This window comes from Pseudarthrobacter sp. efr-133-R2A-89, from assembly GCF_030209315.1.
Lineage (GTDB): Bacteria > Actinomycetota > Actinomycetes > Actinomycetales > Micrococcaceae > Arthrobacter.
Map to the genome: position 1 here is coordinate 515,576 of NZ_JARVSE010000010.1, position 23,594 is coordinate 539,169.

At 62.6% G+C, this 23,594-nt stretch carries 22 protein-coding genes; 13 read left to right on the forward strand and 9 right to left on the reverse strand.

The window, feature by feature from the left end; genetic code table 11:
- Window positions 1–135: 135 nt before the first annotated feature.
- A complete protein-coding gene (locus QRM95_RS18110; protein WP_285248838.1) occupies window positions 136–459 on the forward strand; it encodes a glutaredoxin family protein in 324 nt (107 codons plus the stop codon).
- Window positions 460–674: 215 nt separating this feature from the next.
- Here QRM95_RS18110 and QRM95_RS18115 read toward each other — a convergent pair whose 3' ends face one another.
- Window positions 675–2,048, reverse strand: a complete 1,374-nt coding sequence (locus tag QRM95_RS18115) for a competence protein CoiA family protein (protein ID WP_285248839.1) — start codon at window positions 2,046–2,048, stop codon at window positions 675–677.
- 132 nt (window positions 2,049–2,180) lie between these two features.
- Here QRM95_RS18115 and QRM95_RS18120 point away from each other — a divergent pair, with 132 nt between their 5' ends.
- The 3 genes from QRM95_RS18120 to QRM95_RS18130 are packed head-to-tail and all read left to right on the forward strand — an operon-like array spanning window position 2,181 to window position 4,578.
- Window positions 2,181–2,777, forward strand: coding sequence for a hypothetical protein (locus QRM95_RS18120; protein WP_285248840.1), 597 nt, complete (start codon window positions 2,181–2,183; stop codon window positions 2,775–2,777).
- On the forward strand, window positions 2,774–3,775 hold the full coding sequence (locus QRM95_RS18125) for a nucleotidyl transferase AbiEii/AbiGii toxin family protein (protein WP_285248841.1): 1,002 nt from the start codon (window positions 2,774–2,776) through the stop codon (window positions 3,773–3,775). Before QRM95_RS18120 ends, QRM95_RS18125 begins: the two co-directional genes overlap by 4 nt.
- A gap of 17 nt (window positions 3,776–3,792) precedes the next feature.
- Window positions 3,793–4,578 (forward strand): hypothetical protein, encoded by a 786-nt coding sequence (locus tag QRM95_RS18130; protein WP_285248842.1) that lies wholly within the window; start codon window positions 3,793–3,795, stop codon window positions 4,576–4,578.
- A 46-nt stretch (window positions 4,579–4,624) separates the two neighbouring features.
- Here the strand turns inward: QRM95_RS18130 and QRM95_RS18135 are convergent, their stop codons facing one another.
- Window positions 4,625–4,945, reverse strand: coding sequence for a hypothetical protein (locus QRM95_RS18135; RefSeq protein ID WP_285248843.1), 321 nt, complete (start codon window positions 4,943–4,945; stop codon window positions 4,625–4,627).
- 759 nt (window positions 4,946–5,704) lie between these two features.
- Between QRM95_RS18135 and QRM95_RS18140 the strand changes: the two genes are divergently transcribed.
- Genes QRM95_RS18140 through QRM95_RS18150 form a run of 3 tightly spaced genes read left to right on the forward strand, consistent with a single transcriptional unit; the run spans window position 5,705 to window position 8,081 of the window.
- Complete coding sequence (locus QRM95_RS18140; protein ID WP_285248844.1) at window positions 5,705–6,427, forward strand: hypothetical protein; 723 nt, start codon at window positions 5,705–5,707, stop codon at window positions 6,425–6,427.
- A gap of 52 nt (window positions 6,428–6,479) precedes the next feature.
- A complete protein-coding gene (locus QRM95_RS18145) occupies window positions 6,480–7,859 on the forward strand; it encodes a recombinase family protein (RefSeq protein WP_285248845.1) in 1,380 nt (459 codons plus the stop codon).
- A 45-nt stretch (window positions 7,860–7,904) separates the two neighbouring features.
- Window positions 7,905–8,081 carry a hypothetical protein gene (locus QRM95_RS18150; RefSeq protein ID WP_285248846.1) on the forward strand — a complete coding sequence of 59 codons (177 nt, stop codon included), beginning with the start codon at window positions 7,905–7,907 and terminating at the stop codon, window positions 8,079–8,081.
- A 278-nt stretch (window positions 8,082–8,359) separates the two neighbouring features.
- On the opposite strand, the gene QRM95_RS18155 is transcribed toward QRM95_RS18150, so the two are convergent.
- From QRM95_RS18155 to QRM95_RS18165, 3 genes are read right to left on the reverse strand one after another with little or no spacing between them, the layout of a single operon-like run.
- A complete protein-coding gene (locus tag QRM95_RS18155) occupies window positions 8,360–8,968 on the reverse strand; it encodes a suppressor of fused domain protein (protein ID WP_285248847.1) in 609 nt (202 codons plus the stop codon).
- Window positions 8,965–9,357, reverse strand: coding sequence for a hypothetical protein (locus tag QRM95_RS18160; protein WP_285248848.1), 393 nt, complete (start codon window positions 9,355–9,357; stop codon window positions 8,965–8,967). Before QRM95_RS18160 ends, QRM95_RS18155 begins: the two co-directional genes overlap by 4 nt.
- Complete coding sequence (locus QRM95_RS18165) at window positions 9,354–10,058, reverse strand: SOS response-associated peptidase (protein WP_285248849.1); 705 nt, start codon at window positions 10,056–10,058, stop codon at window positions 9,354–9,356. The genes QRM95_RS18160 and QRM95_RS18165 overlap by 4 nt, the downstream gene beginning before the upstream one ends.
- Window positions 10,059–10,176: 118 nt before the next feature.
- Here QRM95_RS18165 and QRM95_RS18170 point away from each other — a divergent pair, with 118 nt between their 5' ends.
- Entirely contained in the window at window positions 10,177–11,184 is a 1,008-nt protein-coding gene (locus tag QRM95_RS18170) for an NYN domain-containing protein (RefSeq protein WP_285248850.1), read from the forward strand.
- 81 nt (window positions 11,185–11,265) lie between these two features.
- On the opposite strand, the gene QRM95_RS18175 is transcribed toward QRM95_RS18170, so the two are convergent.
- The gene (locus tag QRM95_RS18175; RefSeq protein ID WP_285248851.1) at window positions 11,266–12,438 is read right to left on the reverse strand and encodes a hypothetical protein; all 1,173 of its coding nucleotides are present in this window, start codon (window positions 12,436–12,438) and stop codon (window positions 11,266–11,268) included.
- A 1,618-nt stretch (window positions 12,439–14,056) separates the two neighbouring features.
- Between QRM95_RS18175 and QRM95_RS18180 the strand changes: the two genes are divergently transcribed.
- Complete coding sequence (locus tag QRM95_RS18180) at window positions 14,057–14,350, forward strand: DUF4190 domain-containing protein (protein ID WP_285248852.1); 294 nt, start codon at window positions 14,057–14,059, stop codon at window positions 14,348–14,350.
- Window positions 14,341–14,799, forward strand: coding sequence for an HAD domain-containing protein (locus QRM95_RS18185; RefSeq protein ID WP_285248853.1), 459 nt, complete (start codon window positions 14,341–14,343; stop codon window positions 14,797–14,799). The genes QRM95_RS18180 and QRM95_RS18185 overlap by 10 nt, the downstream gene beginning before the upstream one ends.
- Before the next feature lie 7 nt (window positions 14,800–14,806).
- Here the strand turns inward: QRM95_RS18185 and QRM95_RS18190 are convergent, their stop codons facing one another.
- Entirely contained in the window at window positions 14,807–15,187 is a 381-nt protein-coding gene (locus QRM95_RS18190) for a M15 family metallopeptidase (protein ID WP_350223890.1), read from the reverse strand.
- A 111-nt stretch (window positions 15,188–15,298) separates the two neighbouring features.
- On the opposite strand from QRM95_RS18190, the gene QRM95_RS18195 reads away from it, so the two are divergent.
- The gene (locus QRM95_RS18195; RefSeq protein ID WP_285248854.1) at window positions 15,299–16,117 is read left to right on the forward strand and encodes a hypothetical protein; all 819 of its coding nucleotides are present in this window, start codon (window positions 15,299–15,301) and stop codon (window positions 16,115–16,117) included.
- A gap of 108 nt (window positions 16,118–16,225) precedes the next feature.
- On the opposite strand, the gene QRM95_RS18200 is transcribed toward QRM95_RS18195, so the two are convergent.
- Window positions 16,226–17,155 (reverse strand): DUF2510 domain-containing protein, encoded by a 930-nt coding sequence (locus QRM95_RS18200; protein WP_285248855.1) that lies wholly within the window; start codon window positions 17,153–17,155, stop codon window positions 16,226–16,228.
- Between the two features lie 994 nt (window positions 17,156–18,149).
- Here QRM95_RS18200 and QRM95_RS18205 point away from each other — a divergent pair.
- Window positions 18,150–21,380, forward strand: coding sequence for a hypothetical protein (locus tag QRM95_RS18205; protein ID WP_285248856.1), 3,231 nt, complete (start codon window positions 18,150–18,152; stop codon window positions 21,378–21,380).
- 359 nt (window positions 21,381–21,739) lie between these two features.
- Here the strand turns inward: QRM95_RS18205 and QRM95_RS18210 are convergent, their stop codons facing one another.
- Window positions 21,740–22,510 (reverse strand): metallophosphoesterase family protein, encoded by a 771-nt coding sequence (locus QRM95_RS18210; RefSeq protein ID WP_285248857.1) that lies wholly within the window; start codon window positions 22,508–22,510, stop codon window positions 21,740–21,742.
- A gap of 629 nt (window positions 22,511–23,139) precedes the next feature.
- Here QRM95_RS18210 and QRM95_RS18215 point away from each other — a divergent pair.
- Window positions 23,140–23,523: a hypothetical protein gene (locus QRM95_RS18215; RefSeq protein WP_285248858.1), complete on the forward strand. Its 384-nt coding sequence runs from the start codon at window positions 23,140–23,142 to the stop codon at window positions 23,521–23,523.
- The last annotated feature ends 71 nt before the right edge of the window (window positions 23,524–23,594 follow it).

Sequence of the window (23,594 nt, forward strand, 5' to 3'; positions counted from 1 at the left end):
AGACGCAATGCTGATCGCACGAGAACCCAAGTGCCGCGCTGATCGGCCGTCCACTATTAGCGGCGACAGGTAACTGCAATCCGCGAACAGCCGCACAGCCGAGTGCAGCCCACCCCCAACAGAATGAAGAACCACATGTCAGCTGCAGTCCTCGAAGCCCGCGCCCCCGTCTCCGAAGGCGCCGACTTCACCCTGGAGATTTACTCCATGCCCACCTGCGTCCAGTGCGGCGCCACGTACCGCAAAGCCAGCAAGCTGGGCATCCAGTACGTCAGCCCGGTGCTTAGTGAGCACTCGGAGCTCCACCAGGACGCCGTACGCGAGCACGGGCTCCAGTTCGGCGCCATGACCGCGCCGCTGTGCATCGTCCGTGCCGCCGACGGCACCATCGCCGACGGCTGGGGCGGCTTCGACCCAGGCAAAGATGGAAGAGTGGGCGCCCTTGCTGCCCACCATTGAGGAGACCGGCCAGGCAGCCTAACCGTCAGCAATAAGAAGACCCGTCACGGGAGCTGAGTCTTTTGGCGGGACTTCCCTTGTATGCGATACCCGTGCCGACCGGACAGCAGGGCTCAATAAGTTCTCGATGGGCCAGCCGTCACAATCCAGCGTGGCTTTTGAGGCCGCTCAACTATGTAAGTAGTCACCAGAAGGCGCGGCTCAGTGGCCACCCCTCAATAGCGCTTGCCCAGCCGCGGTGAAGGTCGGTTCTGACACCAGTCGCACTCCTCCCTTGGGGCCCCGTGAATGCGGCACCGCGTGCGAGTAGCGGGAGCGGCGGCCACCCGCCTTGGGACAACCCGGGCCGGCGGCGTGGATACAGGCGTTTGGACGACAGGGGTGGGTGGTTGGGGCACGACGGCCGGACTACCAAGGAGCGACCATTTCTCCGGTCGGATGCATGAAATGAAGAACTGCCCCATCGTCCTGTCACAGGATGGGCAGACAAACGCACTGTAGTACCTGCAGCTGGCTTTGGTGCGCCGATTCTCGATGACTGCTTTCTTGACGTCGGCCCTGACAGCTCTGATCCAGTTGTCTACGGCGCGGTGTACCTCGGGGTGATTCTCAAACCGCTTACGGTCGACTTCGGACTTCACCTGCAGATTCGGCATCCCGCCTCCCCAGGCCCACGTCCGGGCATCCCAAACCAGCATCGGCTCGTCACAATCCCAGCAGCAGGTAAGGCTGCCCCAGATGTAGGTGTTTGCCTGGGTGCGCACGATGCGTGGACCGAAGGCCGATGAGGGTGAGGCAGAGAGGTCGTTCATCACCTCGATTGCCTGCTGGTCAGCTTCCTGTTTTTGGCGCTCAGCCTCTACTGCGGCGGCTAGCGCCTCTGCAGCGGCCTTCTGAGCTTCTGCCTGGGCATGAGGGGTGCCGTGCTTCCAGGAGGGGCCCTTCAGGAGCAGGGCCTCGACGAATGCGCCTACGCTGCCGCCGGCCATGACGAAGTTTTGGCCCGCGGGCAGGGCCAGCAGCTCGGAGGGGTCCTCCGGCACGTCGGTCGTCTTGCCAAAGCCCGTCACTACTACCGGGACCTTGATCTCGTGGTAGTCAAGCCGCCGGGGGATGAGCCAAATCGGGAAGAAGCCGTTCTCGAAGTAGGCCTGCGACCTTGAAAAATATTTGCCAGGCACCTGCGAGGACAGCTGCACTTCGAATGCGACTCGTTTGGTTAAGTCGTCCGACTCGGCAAGGACGTCGATGATCCACTCACGGGATGGGTGCGGGTGCTCGAGGGCCGCGTGCCAGCCAGGAACACGCTCGATACAAAGCTTCAGCGCCTCCTTCATGGCCAGGTGCTGCGGTGACTCACCGCCATGGTCCACCTTGCAGCCGCCCCTTTTGTGGTGGGCGAAGTAGCGGGTGACCGGTCCCCGGGTCTTGGCTACCGCACGTACACCACAGACTGGCATAACCATTCGCTTCCGGTCTTCTGACCTCTGCAGGTCGGACCAGGACTCCTTGGTATGCGTCGTGGCGTCGACCCGTTCGTCATCGAGCAAGGCGGTCAGCAGCAATGTTCCCCCATAGTCGTGGGCCATCCCGTGCCCTGGAAGTGATTGGATCAACGACTCGGGCTTTCTGTCAATCGACAGTTTGCCGCCAGCTTCGAGGCGGTCATCGAGGGCATATCGGCTTGTAGTTTCGTCACAAACTCCGTAAGCTTTTGTGACATGAGCACGGCTACCAAGGTTTCCGCGACCGCCTTCCTGGACCAGATTCCAGAGAAGTCGTACGTGCGTGTCTCCGACATCCCGGGCAGTTCGGCTGCATCCCGTGCTGCACTGTCGCGGGCGGCGAGAGACGGCAAGCTGGTCAAAGCGGCGCGCGGCCTGTACTACAAGGGTCCGAAGACTCGGTTTGGCATGGCCAGGCCCAGCATTCTGGAAACCGCTTTGGAAGTGCTCGGCACCGAAGGCACAGGTCCGTGCGGCTATTCTGCAGCCCGCGCCTTCGGTCTCACTACCCAGGTTCCTGCCAAGGTGGACCTTGCAATTTCCGGCCCAATGCGAGAAGGCCTGGACGGAGTAGAACTGCACAAGAGAAGCAACCCTGCACGGCAAAAGCTGTCGTACTGGGACATAGGCCTGCTCGAACTGCTCCGCGAACCCGGCGTCATCGAATCCGGTTGGTCCGGCTTCGTTGCGGCGTCAAAGAAGTTCGTCAGCGAAAACCGTATACATCCGGACCTCATCGCTGACGCTGTTCCCCGCGAGGCTCCTGACGTCCGTCGCCGATGGGGTCAGTTAGCCGCGGAGTTGGCGGTTTGACGTCTCCACAGCTGCGAAGCGGACCCGACGACCTTCAGGCACTCGTTGATGCCGCGGCGCGGCACTTCGGCCTTCCGCAGGCTTTCATCGAAAAGGACTTTTGGGTTATCGAGGTGCTTCGCTCGGCTATGGAGGCCCGCACCATAACTGACAAGTCGGGGGCCGTCCTGCCAGTCTCCGCCGTCTTCAAGGGGGGCACCAGCCTGAGCCGCGCCTTCGGTATCATCCACCGGTTTTCGGAAGACGTTGATCTGCTGATCGGGTTCCCGGACGAGTGCTCCACAAAGGCCAAAGACAAATTCCTCAAGGCCATCTGTAATGAGATTTGCGCACATCTCGGCCTCGACGGCGACCACGCTGATCTGGAAGGCTCATCAACAGGCGTCAAGCGCAACATGCGCTACTACTTCCCGGCCTCCTATGGGTCGCCGGCAATTACCGAAGGCGTCCTATTGGAGATGGGCACCCGCGGTGGGACTTTCCCCACCGAGACGCGGCATATCCGCTCGCTGGCCGCGGAATACGCTATTGATGTTCTCAATGAGCCCGAGTCAGCGTACGAGGAGTTCGGGGCCGTGCCGGTACAGGTTTTGGCGCCGGAGCGGACTTTGCTGGAAAAGCTCGCTTTGGTCCACGACGCGGTAACCAGGTTGCCGGAACAGAGCGCCCAAACAGCACTTGAGCGGGGCGGCCGTCACTTTTATGACATCCACCGCCTCCTTAATGACGACCGGGTCGTGTCCGCTCTGGCGGAAGCTGGCCAGGACGGCGTAGCCAGCCTTGTCGCCGACATCGGACATCACTCAGCAGCCGCCAGCTTCTCGTTCACGGAACGTCCAGCAGAAGGGTATGCTGCGAGCCGCGCCTTTTCACCCGACGAGGAGTCTCTGCCCCATCTGGAGCGGTCCTACCAGCTCGCAACACGCCTGATTTACGGAGAGGCACCGACTTTGGAAGAATGTTTGGCCACGGTGCGGTCCGCCGCCCATCTGATCTGATCTGGACCGGCGAGCTTATGGGCAATGAGGCAAGGAAAGCGGCGGGACTTCAGACGCTGGCGCGCTTTGTGGTGCGCGCACGTCTGGTGCAGGAACACTCCCTTGCGGCTGACCTACGGGTACTGGAGAAGCACGCTTCCTGGGAGATGACCTTCAACCTCACCTACGATCCGGTCACCGGTAAGCGGGGCGTTGCGATGAAGCCCGCTCCCTTGCTTCCCACAGAGCAGGTCGAATCGGCCGCCGCGCGAGTGCGCCCCGTTTTTCTGATGAGCGACGGCGTGCACTACGACAAGGTCCTCAACGCGCTGGGAGAGGCCGTACCTTCCGCCAAGAAAGAGGTCGAGGCCCTGAGGGCTGATTTCAGGGTCGCTGACCCCGACTATCCCAACGGTGGCCCAACCAAACCCCGAACGGAACCCAGCTTGACCAACAAAGAGGTCGCTGGCGCCTGGCTTTACGGCCAACTGCTGCACGAGGACGAGATACGGCGAAGCTACGCTGCAGGAATCAGTGCCGAAGAAATGCTGCTGAATGCAACAAAAACGGTCTGCGCCGAGATGCTGGCAACCGTCAAGGCACTTCACCTGATCGAGCGGCTTGTCGTCGACGACAGCCTCGATCTTTCCGAAGAACTCTTCACGCAACCCGTATCCGTAACGGCCACGGAGTGGGCGCCTCAAATCTCCAAGGCCTATGTGGCTGAACCAGGCACGGCCATGCCCCCCAGTCTGTCTGAAGCTCCGGGTAGCGAGTGGAGCGAAGTCCACGACGTTTTCGGCCCCGGGCGCACTCACACTTGACAGGGCAACAGAGGGTTGCGCGAGGAGAACTGAGGTATATTCTGGCCTAGCCCTGACCACCCAGCCAATACAGTGCCAGGCCGACTTCGCGGGCGGACCAGTTGTGACCTCGATGCTCCGCCGCGGACGACAGATCGGTGACGATTTGCATGTAGCTTCCCGACGTCGCCGATAGTGAGAGCCCCAGCGTTTCCAATCCCTTTTGGGCGCGGCGATCATACACCGCCATGCGTTTCGGGGCGGCGGCCGTCAGAAGGGCCGATGCCAGGGCGTCTCCTTGCACGAATCCTGGCAACACGGAGAGTGCCGCGCGGCCCCGGCTGGCTGCGGCGGGTACGCCCAAGGAGGTGTCGTTGACAGCTGCCACAGCCTTTCTCTGTGACACGGCGAATCTGGAGGTCCTCATGGCCATCAGGTCCCAGACCCAGCGCGTGTCGGCACGTAGTCTCTTCCAAAGCAGCAGGGAGCCGATGTCGGCTTTGCCGATGCTCGCCGAGTCCCGAATCCTTCCTGAGACTTCAACGAGTACCTCGTCATAGGCCGGAGAAGCCCCGGACTGGAAGTCTCACAATCTTGACATGTGGAAATGCGGCTCCCGGCCCGGATTGTAGGTTGGCCCTTCGGCGTGAGAGTCTCGGGAGGACGTTCAATATGTGCAGCGGAGACATGTACTAGAAGTTACGTTCCGTAATTAGGGAGCGTTCCAGCTGAGGATGGCCTCATCCCGACGACGCCGTCTTTTGGGCACAAGAAGGTTTGGTTACAACCCGGCGGCAGTTAGCAGACCGCTGCCAGCCGAGTCAGAACGTGTATCCTCTATCTGAGGTTACGAGCAACCGTAGATACCAGCCCCTCCGACCGGGGTGTCTGCCTAAAAAGGGCCCAAGTGGCTAACGCTCGACTTTTTCTTAGCGGTTTTCCATGAGGGTACCCATCTTCTGATTCCTGGGTCGGCAGGACAAATCGGAGGATTCCTGTGGCCGTTGCAAAGAACCTGAAGAAAAAAATGCGACTTGTAGCTCGCGCTACTGGGCAGACTTATGTTCAAGCACTCAGACTCCACACCGCCCATGGGGGTCCAATTGTTTGCGCCCCTACACCGCCCCAAGAAGAGTTGGAAGGGGCTGTGCTCTCCAAGATTGGGGACCTCTTTCCCAGCACGATGGACGGGTCGGACCGCCTCTTCGAATTAGGCAAGGTGGTGCCCACACCGAACACGCTGATATTTGGGCCGGTGGCTCCGGGGCTGCTTCCCAGGTTGGCCCTCGACCTCATGCCCGTAATCGAGTCCCCGCACGTGTCAGCGGTGCTTTATGGCGTTCCTGGACTAAGAGTCCGGCCGCATCCTCTGGGCCTAAGCCTTTTTCGTCATGAACTGGACGCGGAGATCATCATCAGCGGCACTACTGCCCAAGAGTGGGAACTGGGCCACCAGTCGGGGCTCGTTGAGGAACATCGGGTCGGTACATGCCTGGCGTCCCGGTATCCTGCAGGCTGGACGAGTCTGGAGATGGAACATTACAAGGACGGCCTTCCAGAGGATCCGGTGTGGCAAAGCGCTCTGCTCCGTCGGATCGGTCTGATTGGTGAAATGCGTGCTCGTGTAATGAGCACCTATTGGTCACACGGGCAGGGCGTGGTTGTCGAGGTACAGCAGCCAAGCAGTGATGCTGCAGACATAGAACAGTTCATCCGGGACTTCACCTCACCGATGCTGTCACCTGAACTTTTATACGTTCCAGAGGACGACTACTCGTGCCGTGGCGACGTCAGCCGTTCGGTCCAATTCAGAACGCCGCGGAGTCTGCACCGCTTGACGATACGCTTCGTCCACTTGCCGCGCTCGTAGTCTGGCCACGAAACGATCAGCCGCCGCGACCGGGCATGCATAGAAGATCAGCATGCACAATCATCGAGAGGGCGAAAACGCTCGCGCCGCCATCTACACCCGTATATCCAAGGACCTGGCACTGGAAGGTCTGGGTGTTGCCCGCCAGTTGAAGGACTGCCGGGCACTGGCTGAGAAAGCCGGCTGGACGGTCGTCGGGGAATTCGAAGATAACGACATATCCGCTTCAGGCGGCAAGAACCGGCCAGCCTATGAGCGCCTCAAAGCGCTGATGGAATCGCAGGCAGTCGACGTGGTCGTTGTTTACGCTTCCGATCGCTTGCACCGGAACCCGAGAGAGCTTGAAGACTGGATCGACCTGGCCGCGCGAACGGGAATCAATGTTCATTCGGTCACTAGTGGAACTATCGATCTCAGTTCCCCGGACGGTAAGACGGTCGCACGTGTCGTGACCGCCTTTGCCGCCGGCGAAGTTGCAAAAACAAAAGCCAGGATCCAGAGGAAACATCTTGAGCTGGCCGAAGCCGGGGCGTGGCCCGGGCGCGCAAGTTATGGATACACAGCGGACGGGAAGATCGTTGAATCTGAAGCGGCTGTCATCAGAGAAATGGCGGCCCGTGTATTGCATGGCGAGGGCCAGAACGACATCGCTCGTGACTTAAGCGCCCGCGGGATTCCTACCGCCAAGGGTGCAAAATGGCGGGCCGCAAGCATCCAAGGGATCTTGAAGGCCCCCCGCATCGCCGGCCTCCGCGTTCATCACGACAAAATCGTCGCGAAGGGTCAGTGGGAGCCCATCGTTTCGGAAGACACATTTGCCATGCTGCGAGCAAAACTGACCCCCGGACCGTCTGAGGGAAAGAAACGTGGTGGTCCCAGAAAACACCTGCTGACTGGGCTGCTCGTGTGCGTCAAATGCGGTACCGGAATGGTCAAGTGCGTCAACGGAAAAACCAAAAAGCCGTCCTACAGATGCCCCAGAAACGCAGGAGCAGTGGCCTGCGGCGGAACAACCATCGTGGCAGCCGAGACAGAGGCATGGCTGGCCGAGGCTGCCTTCCAGTTTCAAGACGCGCGAGTCGTTGACGAGGAAGACAGAACGGGGGAGTGGCTGGAAAAGATCGGCGCCCTGGACGCCCGTCTGGAAGAGCTCGCCGCGGACTACGGCAGCGGGGTCATTTCACGGAACGAATGGTTGGCGGCGAGGGCAGCCGTAGAGCGACAGAAAGCCCAATACCCTGTGCCAGTCGTACGGCCCCGGGAGCTGACGACAGGGGCCATGCTCAGGGCTGCGTGGCCCGATATGACGACTAGTGCCCGCCGGGCCGTTCTGGACGACATCTTTGTCAAAGTCGTCGTCATTCCGAGACGCCAGGTAACTGGTTTGAAGTCCTTCGATCCTGGTCGGCTCGTCCCCGAATGGAGGGCCTGAGCGCCCAGCGACAGCCGTGCTGCCGACCCATGCATAGAGAGCAGCATGGACACAAACGAGGAAAGCATCATCGACTGGATCGTCGCTACCAGGACCGCCCAAGGCCTGAGCGGAACGGTCTCGCTCGACCCGGCACTCCATGCAAGAACTCTTGGCGCCGTAGACCGAGTGGCCGCAGAAAAAGCACGCGGAGATGCCACTCAAGGAAGCCCCGCGGCGTGAGTGCGCGACAGCTCTCCTGTTCAGGGTGGCCCGGCACAACTGTCAAACGCAGACCTGCCGCGGTCCGCACGACGCTCAGAGTAACCCCTCCGACCAAGACGCCAGCCGGAACGAGTAGAGGACTACCTCACCGACTGTTGACGGATTTTCGCCGAAGATGGTTGTTCGGCTTCAGACGATCAAAGCGGCTTATCTTCGCCTACCTCGTAAGTCCCATGTTCTGGTTGCCTGCCCGCAAGGGATCTACGGCACACATGGTCTCCTGTACTTGTGGACCTTCAATCATCTACGTTGCTTGAGCGCCCGGAAAACCATGCCGAGATGCTTTTTCGCCTCGGCTCGATCCCGGCCGGAAGGGCCCGGTTCAGGTCCCAGGATTTCACTTCTTCGGCTTCCCAGATGTCGAAGAGGTCATCGGACCGGTTGCCGTGCCGGTAGTCGGCCTCTTCCGGGAAGACCGGCAGGGCATCCAGGAAGACCACGTGGACGCCTGGCAGGTCCAGCTGCGGCATGAAGTCATCGGGCCGTTCGGTCAGGACCCAGCCGGTGAAGCCCCTCCCCTTGATGATCTTCCAGTCGCCGGCGACGAAGACTCCGTGCTGCGGGACGGTCCCGGCGTCGCGGACATTGAGGGCCATCGTGCTGAACGCTTCAAGGACGTCCTGGCCGCCCGGCTTCACCCCGGTGAACAGTTCGACGGCGTGCCCGTGGTGGGCTTCCCCGTAGTGGCCTGCGCCGGCTGAGGCGTAGAGGTGAACACCGAGCCTGGTGGTCCCGGCGGGCCATTCGAAGACGCCCATCCGCCGCCCGGTACGGGTGTTCATCTCGTGGAAGATCGGCTCGGCGCCGATGGCGTGGGTGTAGTGCTGCCGCAGTTCTTCGATCACGCTATCTCCTTGATGTCCGGGCATTGGATGTGGATGTGCTCCGTTTGTCCGGGGTCATCGCCCCAGATGCGCAGGGCCACGTCGTGCGTTGTGGACCGGAACCAGGCGATGGTTTCGAGGTAGACGGTTTGGACCTCGATGAGCCGGCGGCCGGAGTGCAGCACGCCATCGTGCAGGAGGGTCATGGCCGTGTTGTCCGGGGCTGCCGGACCGATGGTGAGCGTGACGGACCCGTCGATGTCGGGTTGGACGGCGACACCCCAGGCGTTCTCGCTGGTCCAGATATTGGCGACGCCGTCGACGTCGGGGATGACGAGCTCCTGGGCGTCCTCGGACGTCAGCCACATCAGGGCGTTGGGAAACGGCGCCGTGGCCGTGAAAGGGCTCATTCGGCTGGCTCCAGAAGCTCGGGGCCATTGTTCCGGACGCTGTTGACCCGGGTGCTGACGATCCGCGGGACCAGGGTGGGCTCCGGCAGGGAATCGAGCAGGTGCTGTACGTCCGCCTTCTCGGTCAGGTCAGGGTCCAGCCATTCACCGAAGCGCTCCCGCGGGATGATGACCGGGGACCGGTCGTGCACGTGCCCAAGAGCGTCCTGTGCGGTTGTGGTCAGCACGGTGAAGCTCAGCAGCCACTTGCCCGGGTCGTCCTCGGGCACGGACGGGTCCGCCCACCACTCGTACAGGCCCGCGAAGCCCAGCAGCGGCTCCTTCTCGGAGTACAGGTAGTTCGGGATCTTCTTGCCGTCCTCGGTCTTCTGCCACTCGTAGTAGCCCTCAGCCGGGACGATGGCCCGGCGCTTGACCGCGGCCTTCCGGAACGAAGGTTTCTCCAGGATGCTCTCACTCCTGGCGTTGATGAGCTTGTTGCCGATCTTGATGTCCTTCGCCCAGGACGGGACCAGACCCCAGTGGGCGATGAGCAGGTGCCGCTCGATGCTCCCCTCAGCCAGCCGCTCGGCCACGATGGGGACGTTCTGGGTGGGCGCCACGTTCCAGCTGGGCGGCGGCGGAGTGCCCTCCACCTCCGTGGCGTCAAAGTATGACAGGAGGTCGCCGGTGGCCTTGGACATCACGTATCTGCCGCACATGGGCCTATTCTGCCTGAACACCCGCCGACGGTTGGAGAGCACCAGCCTGAATCGCTAATCGAAGACACTATGCGGCGCCGGATCTCAGCTGTCGGAGTGTGCATGTACGTTGGAGTCCATGACCCAGAGTGCGATCTTCGTTGATGCTGGCTTCCTCATCGCAGTAGGCGGCACGCACGTCGCCGGCACTTCCCTGCGGTCGGCGTTCCGGGTCGACTACGACAAGCTCGTCCAGGGCATCCTGAAGCGCACGGCTGAGCACTCGGGCCTGGATGTCCTGCGGGTCTACTGGTACGACGCTTCGAAGGACGCCCTGTTCACCGATGAGCACAAGCGGATCGGCCTTTTGCCGGACGTGAAGGTCCGGCTGGGCCGGATCTCCTTCAACGGGGAGCAGAAGGGCGTTGACCTCAAGCTGGGTCTGGACCTGGTCGGCGTCGCCCGCAACCGGGCGGCGTCGGTGGCGTTCCTGATGTCCGGGGACGATGACCTGGCCGAGGCCGTTGAGGAAGCCCAAGATCTGGGCATGAAGGTTGTCTTGGTCGGCCTGGACAACCCCAACCACAGGCTCGGGGTCACCTCGGTGGCCGAACACCTGGCGCTGCGGGTGGACAGCATCATCACCCTGCCCACGGACCTGATCGAGGAATGCTTCACCAAGACCGTGGCCGAACAGCCGCGGCCCACACCGGCCGTGGCCGTTCTGCCGCCGGCACCCGCTCCGGCGCCAGCCGCCCCGTCCGGACCCCGCCCGTCAGACGTGGCCGCGCGCCCGGCACCTCCCCGCGGCCGCATCGTCCTGCCGTCCCTTCCGAGGCCGTACCGCTCTGAGGCTCATCTGGTTTACAGCTCCGGCGGCACGGGGCCAGCCATCCTGCCGCCGGATGACAGCCCCCTGGACGTCGCCTACGAGGTCGGCGAAAGCGTCGCCACCAACTGGTACGGCACCATCACGCAGGGCGAACTCAATGAGCTTCTGGCCGACCGGCCCATCCTTCCGGTGGAAATTGACCGGGTGCTGCTTAAGGACTGCGCGCAGCGGATCGGCGAATACAAGACCGACCTGCAGGGGGTGCGCCGCGCGCTTCGCGAAGCGTTCTGGACGAAGCTGGACCAGCTCATCTGACTACCCGTCGCGGGCCGCCGGAACGGATACCAGGTAGCACTAAGAGTCGCCACCGTTCCCGTGTAGCAACTTTCCTGCCCGCTATAGCCGTAGGCGAGAAGGGAGTCTCGCATCTCCGGCTGCTCCCGTGCCATGGCCCAGGGGTCGGTGGCGGGACAGCTCCGGCCGAGCCGGGCCGGGGACTGGCGTCGGAAAGCCGGAGCGCTCCATGGGCGAAGGGATCAGGTGGGTTTGGTCTTCGCCGCGCATCCAGTGCGGGGTGGCCGCCAGCAGCGGGGCGTGCTCTACGACGGCAGTGGCATCGAAGGTTTCCCATGCAGTGAACGGGTACTCGTCCAGCAGACTGCGCTTCACCCACTTGCCGGGGCCGTGCATATCTTTGAGAGCGAAGTTAGCGGAGAGGCAAAAGAAGTCCTCTGATAGCTCGTGCCTGGCAGGGAACCACTCGTCCCACGCAGCGATGCCGATACGTGCGGCAGGGGAGTCGGTGCCGGTGCCGGGAAACTCCTTCAGCACTGAGGCGACCCGGCGGTAGATCTCATGACGGGGGTCGCCGGCACGGTCTTTGGGCCGGTCGGGGTGAGGTGCTGCGATGAAGAGGATAGTGAGCCCCGAGGTTTCCAGGGGGCGTTCGCTAATGAGCTGCGCACACCGGCGAACCTTGTTTTCGAGCGACTTGGACGCGGTCGCGGTGAGCTCGTAAGCGATCCGCATTCCATCGGTGCGGACGATGGTCCCGTCGGCCCGACGGTTGTCCGGGTTCTTCACCTTCTTGCCGAGCCCGGAGCCGGCGAGCAGGTCGACCGAGGAGAATTTCTCGCCCAGGACTGCGCCGATCGGTAGGTACTCGGCGGCGCGGAGGGCGAGCTCGGTGGAAAGCAAATTGTGTCTGTCGTACTGGCCTCCACCTGACCAGGGGTAACCGCCGGTGACGGAGATCCATTCTGGCCAAGTGAGCTCAGGCACGATGAACTTGTCGAAGGTCTCCGTGTTGGACGGCCTGTAGAGGCAGTTGCGGTTGAGAACTGCCTCGGAGACCTCAGGAGCGGAGTAGGTGCCGACGTCAAGCAGGTGGACTGAGATGGAGGCGGCGACGTTTGACGAAGCCGAGTTTAGGTAGAGATGGGAGCCGGTCATCGCGGCGAGCTGCTCGGCAGAGACGGTGCGCCAGGAGTCGATGACACCCCAGGCAGCTAGACGTTCGCGACGCCCCCGGTTGATGGTCAGCAGCCGCATGGCCTCGTGCTCATCCATCAGGTAGCGGGCGTTTACTGAAGATGGATTGGCTTCCTTGCGCTGTTGAAGAAGCGGCCGATTGGACCAGGTCGCTTGGGAACCCGGCGCCCACAGCCGGTCCCAGTAGGGGTCGCGGCGGGAGTGGGTCGCGAGCTCGTCGTTGGGGCAAGCCGAGGGAACAAGAGAGGCGTGGACTGAGCTGGAGGTGGTGCGGCTCGGGGTTAGATTGGCGATGGTGGAGCTCCTGGGAGGATGGGACGACTGTAGGCTTGGACGGCTAGTAGGCAGCGATACTCGGACGGCCGGCAGCAGTCCAGCACTCCAAACCATGCGTAGGTGAAGGCCTCGTTGGCTTTCTAAATGCCTCCCATCGTGAGAAACCCCAAGTCCGGGATAACCGCGATCGGCATTGGCTGTCCGGGTAATACAAACCCTGGTTATCTCCGGACAACAGGACCGGGCCGCTCGCCCCCGCTTCAGGCCCCTCCCACCTGTGGCTTAGGTGGGAATGAAGCCCCTCACCGTCGTCCGCCCCCCCCGGCTGGTCGGGCTCCGCCCCTCCAGCCGATCCCAACCCATCGGAACGGCTTCCCAGCCCGTGGCCTGCGGCCGACGTGCAAAGGGCTTCGCCCCCGGATGAGCCCCTCATCTTCCAGCCTCGGCTGACAGGGATCCGGGCAGGTAGCGCTGCGCGCGGGAACGTCGTGGAACGGTCAGTGCCTGTCCTGCGGAGCTCTTGTGGTGGTAGGGGCCGCTCCCCGTGAAGGCAGGGGTCAACGATGCGCTCGGCACAGAGTCAGCTTGAAGTGGGACACGCTGCGCGAGCAGCTAGGGAGCACGTACAGCCACCGCCCCGTGTCACGAACCGTTCAGCTCATCGAACAGCCAGCGCACCGCGGCCCGGACGGACGAAGTCCGGCCGCTGCGAAGCAGCGAGGCCAACGGACAGACAACGAGCAGCTGGACGGAAAGGAATCGGGCTGGCGGCAGCCGGGCCAAGGACCACGCAAAGCCACCGCAGAGTGCAACGCAACGGAACACGAGACGCCGATCCCTTGGGTCAACTCCCCGGCGCGAAGCGCCTATCCAGCCAGTCAGAAGCCCCAGGGGAAACGAGCAGCTTTCGGCAAGTCCAACGTACCGGGCGGCGCAGCCGCCTCAGCCCCGCAGGGAAGGCCAAGCCAACAGCGAAGACAGCCGGCCAGGTGCCCCAAGGAGCGCAGCGACGCCGGCACCAGGCGGGCGGCCCCCGCAACGGACCCGGGCCCGCAGCGCCCAGGTCCTCGCGTCGCCCGGCGCTCCGCGCCACGAGCAGCCCGGCCGCGCTGCGGCCAAGAGGTCAACGGAAAGGAAGCGGATAGTGTGACGGACGAGAAGGTATCCGAACCGGGAATCGATACGGGGTGGGCGAAGGCGCGCAGCGCCTGAGCCCCTCTTAAATATGGCGACATCCAGCCCAGCACCAACAAGGCTCACAGTGTCAGCAGACCGACAGGGGCTATCGCCCGCCGTCCGCTTCGCGGCCGGGGAGCCAGCCAGTGGAGCAGGCAGGCGGACTGGTCTTGAGCCGGTGGCGGCTACCGCCGTGGCCGGGCCCTCGCAGTAGACTCGGGCCAACATCGAGAGTGGGGGACTCATGGAAACGACCAGGCCGGACACCAAGACAGCAGGCGTCGAACCGATGGCGATCGTCTCCGTCGCGTGCGCGGTCCTCGCTGCGGCCGGCATGTATCTCATGGGCATGGCTGTCCTGGCGGTCTTCGCGGTCGGCGCCGGCCATGTGGCACTGCGCAGGATCGAACAGCGTGGCGGCACCGGAAGGCTCGCGGCCCTGGCCGGGCTCAGTGTCGGGTACGCCGTCGGCGTCTTCGGCCTGGCCTACACCGTCTGGGCACTGGCCAGCTTCGTGACCGGGCCGCTGTGGAACTGATCATCCTCCTCGACATTGACGGCGTGCTGAACCCGTCGCTGCGTGGCCGGCCCGGTGCTGTCCGGCCGGACCCGGTCCTCTCCTGTGAGAAGAAAGCACTGGTGCGCCGGCTGTCCCGGTGCGGACGGATCGCCTGGGTGTCGACGTGGCCGGTGGAGATGACAGCGGCCGTGGAGGAGCAGCTGGAGCTCGAGGTTTCCCCGCTGCGCGTGCCCCTTCTGCTGAGGCCGGCCGACGGCGATGAGCCGACGCCTAAGCTTCGTTCGGTGAGCAGGTGGCTGGCACGGATGGATGACGTCCTCGAGCCGGATGCCGGGGAGTGGTCCTACACCTACCGGCAGGCGGTGCTGTTGCAGAAGCCGGATCCGAACCAAGGCCTGACCGAAGAACACGTTGTCACCGTCGAAGAGTTCGCCGGCAAGGGAGGGGTCGAACCTCCGACCCCCTGACCGGATGCTAGCCGTCGGCGTAGCGGGTGGTGAACTCTTCCAATGTGATGTCCTGGTCGTGGATCTCGGTCGCGGGCTCGACGCCGACGTATCGGAGGTGCCATGGCTCGTAGGCGTAGCCGGTGATCGCCTCGTCCCCTGGCGGATAACCGACGATGAAGCCGAACCGGTGCGCGTTCGCAGCGGCCCACACCGCTGCCGGCTGCTCCGCGAAGCACGGCTCGAAGCTGCACGCACCGCTGCCGTCACTGATGTCCACTGCCAGGCCGGTCTGATGTTCGGAGTGGCCGGCCCTGGCGCTGGCATGGTGGGCGACGTGGCCAGCTAGGGTGTCGGCCGGTGCCAGGTAGGAGCGGTAGCCACCGGCCAGAGGATCTGTGGAGTTCACCGCACAGCAACTGCTAACGCGCTGCCCGAGCTATGACACAAAGGTGCGACGCTTTGCCAAGCCTCTTCGATGTGGTGGAATTAGCCCACGAATTGGACTTTGGGGGACTGCATGGACGCAGGCGATCTGGCCGAGGAGGCCAGCCGCATTCGAGGGATGGTTGCGAGCTTTGACGAATCAGGCGGCAACCAGAAGCTGTTGAGAACTGTCGTAAGCAGTATCGACGACATTGCGAAGCTGCTCCTTGAACGTGGTGCTGCAGACCCTGAGGTGAAGGCCGAAATTATTCATTGGGTTCTGCGCTTCAGGGCAGACGGGGAACGCTTCCAGCAGTTGGAGAGCGCTGCTCAAGTAAGGCCCGATGAAACCGAGGTCGTGCATACAGCGAACTCTGCGTCAGCCCGAGCCCTGAAGCGCGGACGTGCAGTCGGCCGCCGCAAGGTGCCCCGCCCCGTCCCTGCGCCGATTACCGAAGTCTTCGACTACGACACGTCGGACCCGCGCACCAGGAACCCGTTCTTCGTCAAGAAACCCCGCGAGGTAGCGCTGGCCACTTCAACTCAACTGGAAATCCACCCGTCATATCTTGGGTCGACCAGAAGCGCACTCCTGTTCACTAAGAAGCTCGACAGGGTTCGCAACGACGTCCGACAGGCGGCCAGGAGGCCTCGCGGCTCGGGAGACTCTATCCTCAAAGCAAGAATCGCCGAGCTTTACCACGCCTGTTCCACGTCCTTGGAGAACAAGTATCACCAAGACGTTGTCGACGAGTTGAACAGCTTCGCAAAGGCGCTGGGCACAACAATTTCGTCCTTCCGTGCCGCCCCCGGCTCGTTCGGCTACGTGGCGGTTCCGCAGGAGTTGACCTTCAGCAAGGGCGGCCCGGTGGTATCTGGGGGCCTGCCCACTCTTGGACGCGGCCATCGTTAGAGGGCCGATTTCGGACGCAAGATTTTCGCTCGGCATCTACAGCTCCGCGAAACAGATCATAACGAGAAACGGCCACCCCAATCATCCGGGGCGGCCGTTCTCATGTGCCTACAGCTGGGGAGTCTGCGGTGCCAGGGGCGCCGTGTGATCCGTCCAGGCATTGCCGTCCCAGTACCTCTGAACATCACCCTGCGGGTACCAGCCGGCCGGGACGTTTGAGGGCGGCGGGGGAGGTGGCGCAATGGCGGTGGCGGCCTTGATCAGGGTGTCGGCATCCTGGCCAACGGGGCGGGTGCGGTGTGTGGCGGCAAGGTTGTTGAGTTTGTTGGCGAACTGTCGGGCCTTGCCTTCGTCCAGCCCCCGGACTTCCTTCAGGATCACCTCGTCGGGCGTTGTGATCTGCAGGTAGACCTTGGTCCGGTCCTTCTTGGCGATGGCCCCCACGACCGCTCCGGTCTTGCCGAACAGGAGGCCGCCGGCGGCGACACGGGTGGCTGTGACCCGAGCACTGATGGCAGCTCCGGTGTCCACCTGAGCTTCGCATTCGGCAACCGGCCACGTCTTCGGAGGCAGAAGGCCCCGGCCCGCCTGCTTCTGCAGATCACGGCCGACCAGGGAGTATTCCTGGAACGTCGCGGTGGCCGGAAGAGCGTTCTTGAAGGCGTGGGTGAGCTCGGCCGCAGTGACCTTGCGGTCCACCTGTTCCGGCTCATTCGAGGGAGCCGGGGCGACATACTCGACGGCGTCGACCTTTTGCTGCAGGGCCTCACAGAGTGCTGCTCCTGCCTTTTTGTCCGCCAACCGGCTCGCGTATGTGTCGAGAATCGGATCGACCTTGGTCTGGCCTTCGCGAACAATCAGGCGGAGGTACCCGTGGGAGAACGTCTTCGGGGCCTGGTAGTCGATCTCAAGGATGTTCTCGTACAGGACCACCCGGGGAGAGGCTTCGCCCTTGACGGGCATGGCGGTGGGTCCGAACTCCATGATGACTGCTGTTTCTGTGAGGCGGATCAGACCGTCCACCGTGTTTGTCTGCATACGAGGAATCCTAGATGTTGTTGAAGTGAAAACTGAGCATTATTGACGTCCTTCAGTCCCCGTCAACTGTCATGGTGAGGTGTAGCTGCTCAGCCCCACGCGTTCGGGGGTCCTTCGGCTCCGGCTCGCACTTCTCTGCGGCGACGGTAGTGAAGACCTCCGATGTGGCCATGAAGTCAGGGTCTGGGCCGAAGGGGAAGGGTGCCAGGTACGCTGGGACCTAACGCATATCGCGGCCAGCATCGGCGAAGCTTGAGCGTTTCGCCGCCGGGGTGGTGACGGTAGGCGGGGACCGGGTCTCCATGACGTCGAGGATCGAGGCTGAATCGGCCGGGTGGGTGGACCACCGGACAACCCGTATGGACCGATCTGGACCCAGCGTGTACCAGTGTGGACCGCCGTTTTGGACCGGCGTGGACCACCCTTTGGACCAGTGTGGACCACCCTTTGCACCAGTGTGGACCGCCGTTCTGGACCAGCGTGGACCGGCGTGGACCACCCATTGGACCAGCGTGCACCGGCGTGGACCACCCATTGGACCAGCGTGGACCAGTGTGGACCGCCCTTCTGGACCACTCGTCTGGACCAATGCGGACCACTCGGACCAGTCCGGCCCGCATGATGTGGAAGTGATGGACCGCAGCGAACCTTGAGGTGCCCGAGGCAGGTGTACCCCACCTTTGGTCCTCGGTTAACTGACCAAACCTGACCCATGTACCGACCCGACTTGCCCCCGTTCCCCTTGTAATTCCGGTGATACCCGACCAGCCGACCCCCTCTGCGTCGATAGAGGCATGCTGGTGGCGTCGAGCCTTATGGGCAGCAAATAGCTCGCATACTCCTTAGGTAGTCATAATATTTGGTTGGTTAAGTCGGGTATCTATCTATCTATGGGTTTCAGCCCGTAATTCCGCGGCTCTCCCTGAGTTTCTTACCCGACCGCGTGGTCGGGTGCCGGTCGGGTGAGGTCGGATCTCGCCGTCAGTACTTGCGGTTGGCCAGCGAGCACCCGACGGCCCAAGCTTCGGGGGGCCATCTATTCCCGTTTGCCGCGACGGGCCGCCGTCGCTGGAGTCCTTGCATAGAACCAAGCATGACCCACTTTTCCGACACACCACCCCTCGACCCGGCGACCTTCATCGACGAGAAAGTTCGTCTTCGCGACGAAGTTCCTTCCGAGGTGACTAACGGCGTTTTCGATAGAAATGCGAGATCAACTACCACTGTTGGTCCTCATGAAATCCCCGACCTGCCATCCTGGACCTTGGAAGATTACGCCGACTTCATCACCGGCTCCGGCGCAGCAAAGCTGGCGGACTCCGGCGTCGCGCCGCTAGTCGCGGCCGCCCGCGGTTACGCCAAAATCGACTCCACCAACTTCACCGCCGAAATGAAGAAGATGGACATGAAGCAGACCACCACGCAGGGCAAGCGGCTCAAGCGCTGCATCATCGGCGAGAACAGCGATGCCATGCAGATGCCTTGGTACTCGGTCGCAGACCTTCAGTCCGCTGACCGCCGCAACGAAAAGGTCGGGCCGTTCACCTACCAGGTCCGGCCCGCAATGCCCGAAAACAACGAGCACGGCAAGCCCATCAAGTACGAGTTTAAGCCGATGACCGGAACCCCGTTAGACGTCCACCCGGCCACGCCCGTGGACTGGATCGACACTACTCCGGTCGTCATGTTCGCCGAAGGCATGCTCAAAGGTGATGCTGCCATGTCGGCCTATCTGCGATCGCAGGGCATAGATTGGGATGGACTCAGCTTCGACGACACGTTCAATGCAACCAAGAGAATGCGCAAACTCATGGAAGCCATCCCCGAGGCCGACCGTGTCCTGATCGTCTCCATCGCCGGGATCAACAACGCCCACCAGACCCCCGTGGACTGGCGCGAAATTGACCTGAAGAACCGCGAGGGCTGGATCGCGTTCGACGCCGACCTGGAAACCAACCCGTTGGTGCACGCCGCGGCCAAGAAGCTCTACGAGCACCTGGACGAAAAGTCCAGGATGAAGACCATCAAATTCCTGAACCCGACCGTCACATCCGGCGACAACGGGTCCATGGCCAAGGCCGGCGTCGATGACTACCTCGCCACGACGGGCGACTGGAAGATGCTGCTTCGGCAACTGACAACCACCATGCCGCCTGCCCCGGCCCGTAGTGCTGATGAAAGGCCAGGTTCATTCCGCGTCTCAAAGGATGGCTACTCCGTTGAGGAATGCGTGCCGATCAACAACGGCCCCGGTGGCACTCTTAGCGGCTATCGCTGGGATGCAAGGCTCCAGTTGGGCGGACGGATCCTCTTCATGGAGAAAAGAAGACAGGTCACGGACGAGGAACTCGAAACCGGTGTTTTCAACAGAAATGCTAAGACCGCTCCAGAGGATTCCCGGACTTCTCTCGAAGTGACTTGGCAGTCCGACGGTGTCGGTGACTCTGCTGTCATCGAAGGCCCAAACCGTATCCTGAACGATCCTCCTGCCGACTGGATGAAGATCGGCGCTGAAGTTCCGGACAACCTCCTACTAAACGGCGAGTGGCCGCCACGCGCCGCACGGGGAGACGCCTGGATCCGGGCAGTTAAAGGCAACAGGCCCCATGACCAAACCAGCAAGACGCGATGGATGCAGATGGGCTGGGTACCCGTTGAAAACGACGTACCGGTTTTCATAGTAGGCAACCAGGTCGTCGGCGGAGAGCTCTCAGGCGCTGCCATGGCAGGCATCGACAAGGAAGCCCTGCCAGTGGCGGAAAGCTATGGCGTCGGCACTGACCGTCTGGACGGCTCGTGGGACGACGCGGAATACCGCAAGCAGGTCGAGACGGACTTCAGAGCCGTCATCGAGGCGTATATCACCGCCGGTGCCTGGACCGATCAGTCCGCTGCCGTGCTGGTTCTCGCGGGCGGTCTGCGTCCCACGGTCCCGCTTCGACCCCGTACCACCCTATTCTTCTGGGGCCCGAAAGGCACCGGTAAGTCCTACTCGGCGCAGGCCTGCATGTACTTCTGGGCGCGCCGGAAGTCCTCCTGGCAGGACGGGTCTCTGCCAGGATCTGCCAAGGACACTCAGGCATACACCGAGAACGCAATCGCCCACACCCCGATCTGGGTGATTGATGATCTGGCTCCGTCCGCCGTAAAGAAGCAGGCCGAGGCCGAGGATGCAAAGCTGAGCGACATCACTCGCGCGATCTTTAACAACGCCACTAAGGGGCGCATGAACGCGGACATGACCTCACGCAAGGTCAATAAGCCGATCGCGCAGTTGATCATCACGGCCGAGAACGAATTGACCACCCCGTCAGTGAAGGAGCGCCTGATTCCGGTCTTCATCGGCAAGGGCAAGCTGCACCCGGACCGTGGCAAGACAGACCGAATCATCAGTATGGCCAGCCAGGACGGCACCCAGGCACGCTTCACCAGTCACGTCATCCGCTACATCCGGCACGTGGCTTCGAACTATCGAGGGGGCTGGGCCGGCTATATGCAGCACCTCGAACAGATCAGGGACAACGTGAAGTTCTCCGTCGCCGACGTCATGCGCGAACTCGGCGCCTCCGGCGGCTCCCTGGAACGCACCTCCACCCTTGCCTCGGACGTGCTGCTGTCCCTGTCCGTGCTGCAGGAAATGGCCGCCGAACTGGGAATGGAGGAGGAGTTCGTCTCCCAGTTCGACGTGGACGGGCTGTGCGACAGCGTCATCCGGCTCGTCACCGACGCCCACGCCGAGAATCAGCAGTCCGCCCCTGGCGCCTCCCTGATCCGTGCGTTGTCCTCCCTGCTGTCCTCGGGCGGTGCCCACGTCATTGCTGGAGACGACCCCACCCGGCCTCCGATCACAGGCAACGAACAGGGCGAAGGACTGATGAACGACCGGCTGGGCTGGAAGCCCGGCGGCGCTGACGGATCCCTCCGCCCCGTCGGTCCGACCATCGGCACCATAGTGACGGTGGGAGGTAGAAGAGTCATTCTTTTCGACAGAAACACAGCTTTCTCCAAGGCGGCGGCGGCCTACCCGACGCTGATCCAGCACGAGCATGGGGTCGGTGCTGCTTGGGCGTCCGTGTGGGACGAAAACTACGCTTCGACATCGGTTAAGCGTGAGAAGAGAAAAAACGGCAAGGTCCTCAATACGGTCCGCCCGGGCAACGGCGACAACAGGGTCTCTGGCGTGCCAGTAGATGTGGAAACAATCCTTAACTCTGCCGAGGTATGAGGTGGGCGGACCCGTCCCGTGTACGTAGTAAGACTACTGCGACATCAGCCTGTGCCACTTCGCCCTTAACCGGCAACAGAACACTTGATCGGAGCGGTTGGCTCAACACCTCGCAGCTTGAAGTTGCTGGGTGTTGTCCGTTGCTTGGGGGTGGTGGAACCCATCCTTGACCTCATTGACCGCGGGCCCATGGCATCCATGAATGGTGACGCATGGGGGTAAAGCCCCGACGGAGGAAAGGGAGTTGGCTCCCAAGTCCGGAGAACATCGCCCCCCGTGCTGGAGTTCGCCGATTGGTTACCGTCACTGCAGCGGTTCTGCTCTCGGTGGCATCTGTCGCTCCAGTCCAAATCCATGTATCAATTGCCGCTCAAATCCAGGGGCTCCACCACGAGGCCGTCCTCGTTCCGCGTCACCAGAACCGCGTTGGTTCGGCGGTTGTACTCGTTGGCCAGTATCTCCACTGTGGTAACACTTCCGTCCGGGTGCATGAGTTGGTGCGTTTTCCGTTGGTGCCAGTGCCCGCAGAACACGTGTGGCGGCCGGAGCTCGTCCACCACGTCCTGCAGCAGCCTCCTGGTGACGTTTGCCCGGTCAACCACGGCTGGGGGCAGTTTGAAGTCTCCCACCATCGGCACGGCCAGCGGCACGTCATGCGTCACGAGCACATCAACGGGGCCGCCGTCAAGGAGCTGCTGCGCGTCCTCCCGAGTCGGCTCTTCCGTGTCCCACCACGACGTACCCAAAGTGCGGTGGCGGGCATCGATACTGAACGCCCCGCCTAGGGCCCCTACTGTGAGGCCCTCCACGACTGCACGGCCACCGCGGGGAAACACGCGGATGTTTGGGCGCCAGGAAGCCAGACCGTCCGGCTCCGTCTTGAGCTTGAGCAGGGTCGTCCAGTTGTCATGGTTGCCGCCCGAGAAGTACAGGGTCTGCCCGTGCTCCTCCAAAATGTGGTTCACGCGGTTAGCGTGCTTTGGCCGGTTCCGCCCCGGCCAGTCGAAGGCGTCATCCCCTACGTGGATCAACGAGCGGACGCCGGCCCTCGCGGCCGAACGCAGCACGGTACGCATCCAACCCGTATCGCCGTGAGTGTCTCCGATAAAAACCCACTTCGGCCGGTCCATGCCGTCTCATGTCCCTTTCCGATATGTGTCGGTCGATCCACTTACATATTTACAGGAAGTCACGTGACTGTCTTGTTCCGCGCTGGCATCGAAAACTGATTACCGGGCTACTTCAGTGCCTCCGGCCTGAATCCGATGGGGCGGCCGGAGGTGCGGGGAATCGATCCCGTTTTCCTTCTGCGGCGATCTCCCGCGCGGGCAGGTGTGCCGAACGCATACTCAGCCGATAGAGGGGCAACGCGAGCGATGGCGAAAGCGGGCAAGTCGCCCTGCGTGAGCTTGCCGACGCCACCAAGGCGGCCGGTCGTCGTTTCCGGGGCAAGACGACATGGCCAGCATTTTGTGTTCAGCATTCTGCGCGTAGTCTTGTCCCGGACCTCTATATAGGAGTGGATGCCGGACTCCTCTGCAGGCGAGCCCTGAGGACAAAACACTTCGGCCTCAACGGGAACTCAGCGGCAGAGGTCGCAAGAATCTGTACGGCCAGAGGACGCGACCTACGTGCGGGTACCCGTTGCTACCCTCACGGCGAAAAAAGAGTACAGGCAAGTATGGCGCGGGCGCACCCAGAAGTGCGAGCGTGGGTGGACCACAGGCTATTGCGCACAGCCCGATCGGGGGGAGACATTGTGAGGCTCGTATGGTTCATACGAAATGATGGCAATCTTTACGCGAACAGCAGCGCGGGCCTGTACTGTATCCATTTCGACGATGAGCAGGGTGTCTACGTCCTCTCCCTCGGCGGACGACATCTCGTCCAAACTGCAAATCTGGAAGAAGCCAAGAGCTGGGCTGAAGAGTTTGTAGACGCGCTGCGGGCCGCCAAGCGCCGATTACGGGAACTGCTCCGGCTGAAGGCGGCGACTCAGCAAAAGCCGGGTGCCCGGACCCGCCGCCCCAACGACGAAGCACTGGCCGAAGAGTACCTAAACTACGATCCCGACGTCGAAGCGATGCTGGGAGCCTTCAGCCGCCGGATTGACGAAGTCAGGGTCGAAGAGACGACGGACTAAATCCAGGAGTCACGCCGAGAAGCCCTCGACCACCCCGGCTACGGTCTCATGGAAGTCTTGAGGGCCGGCCC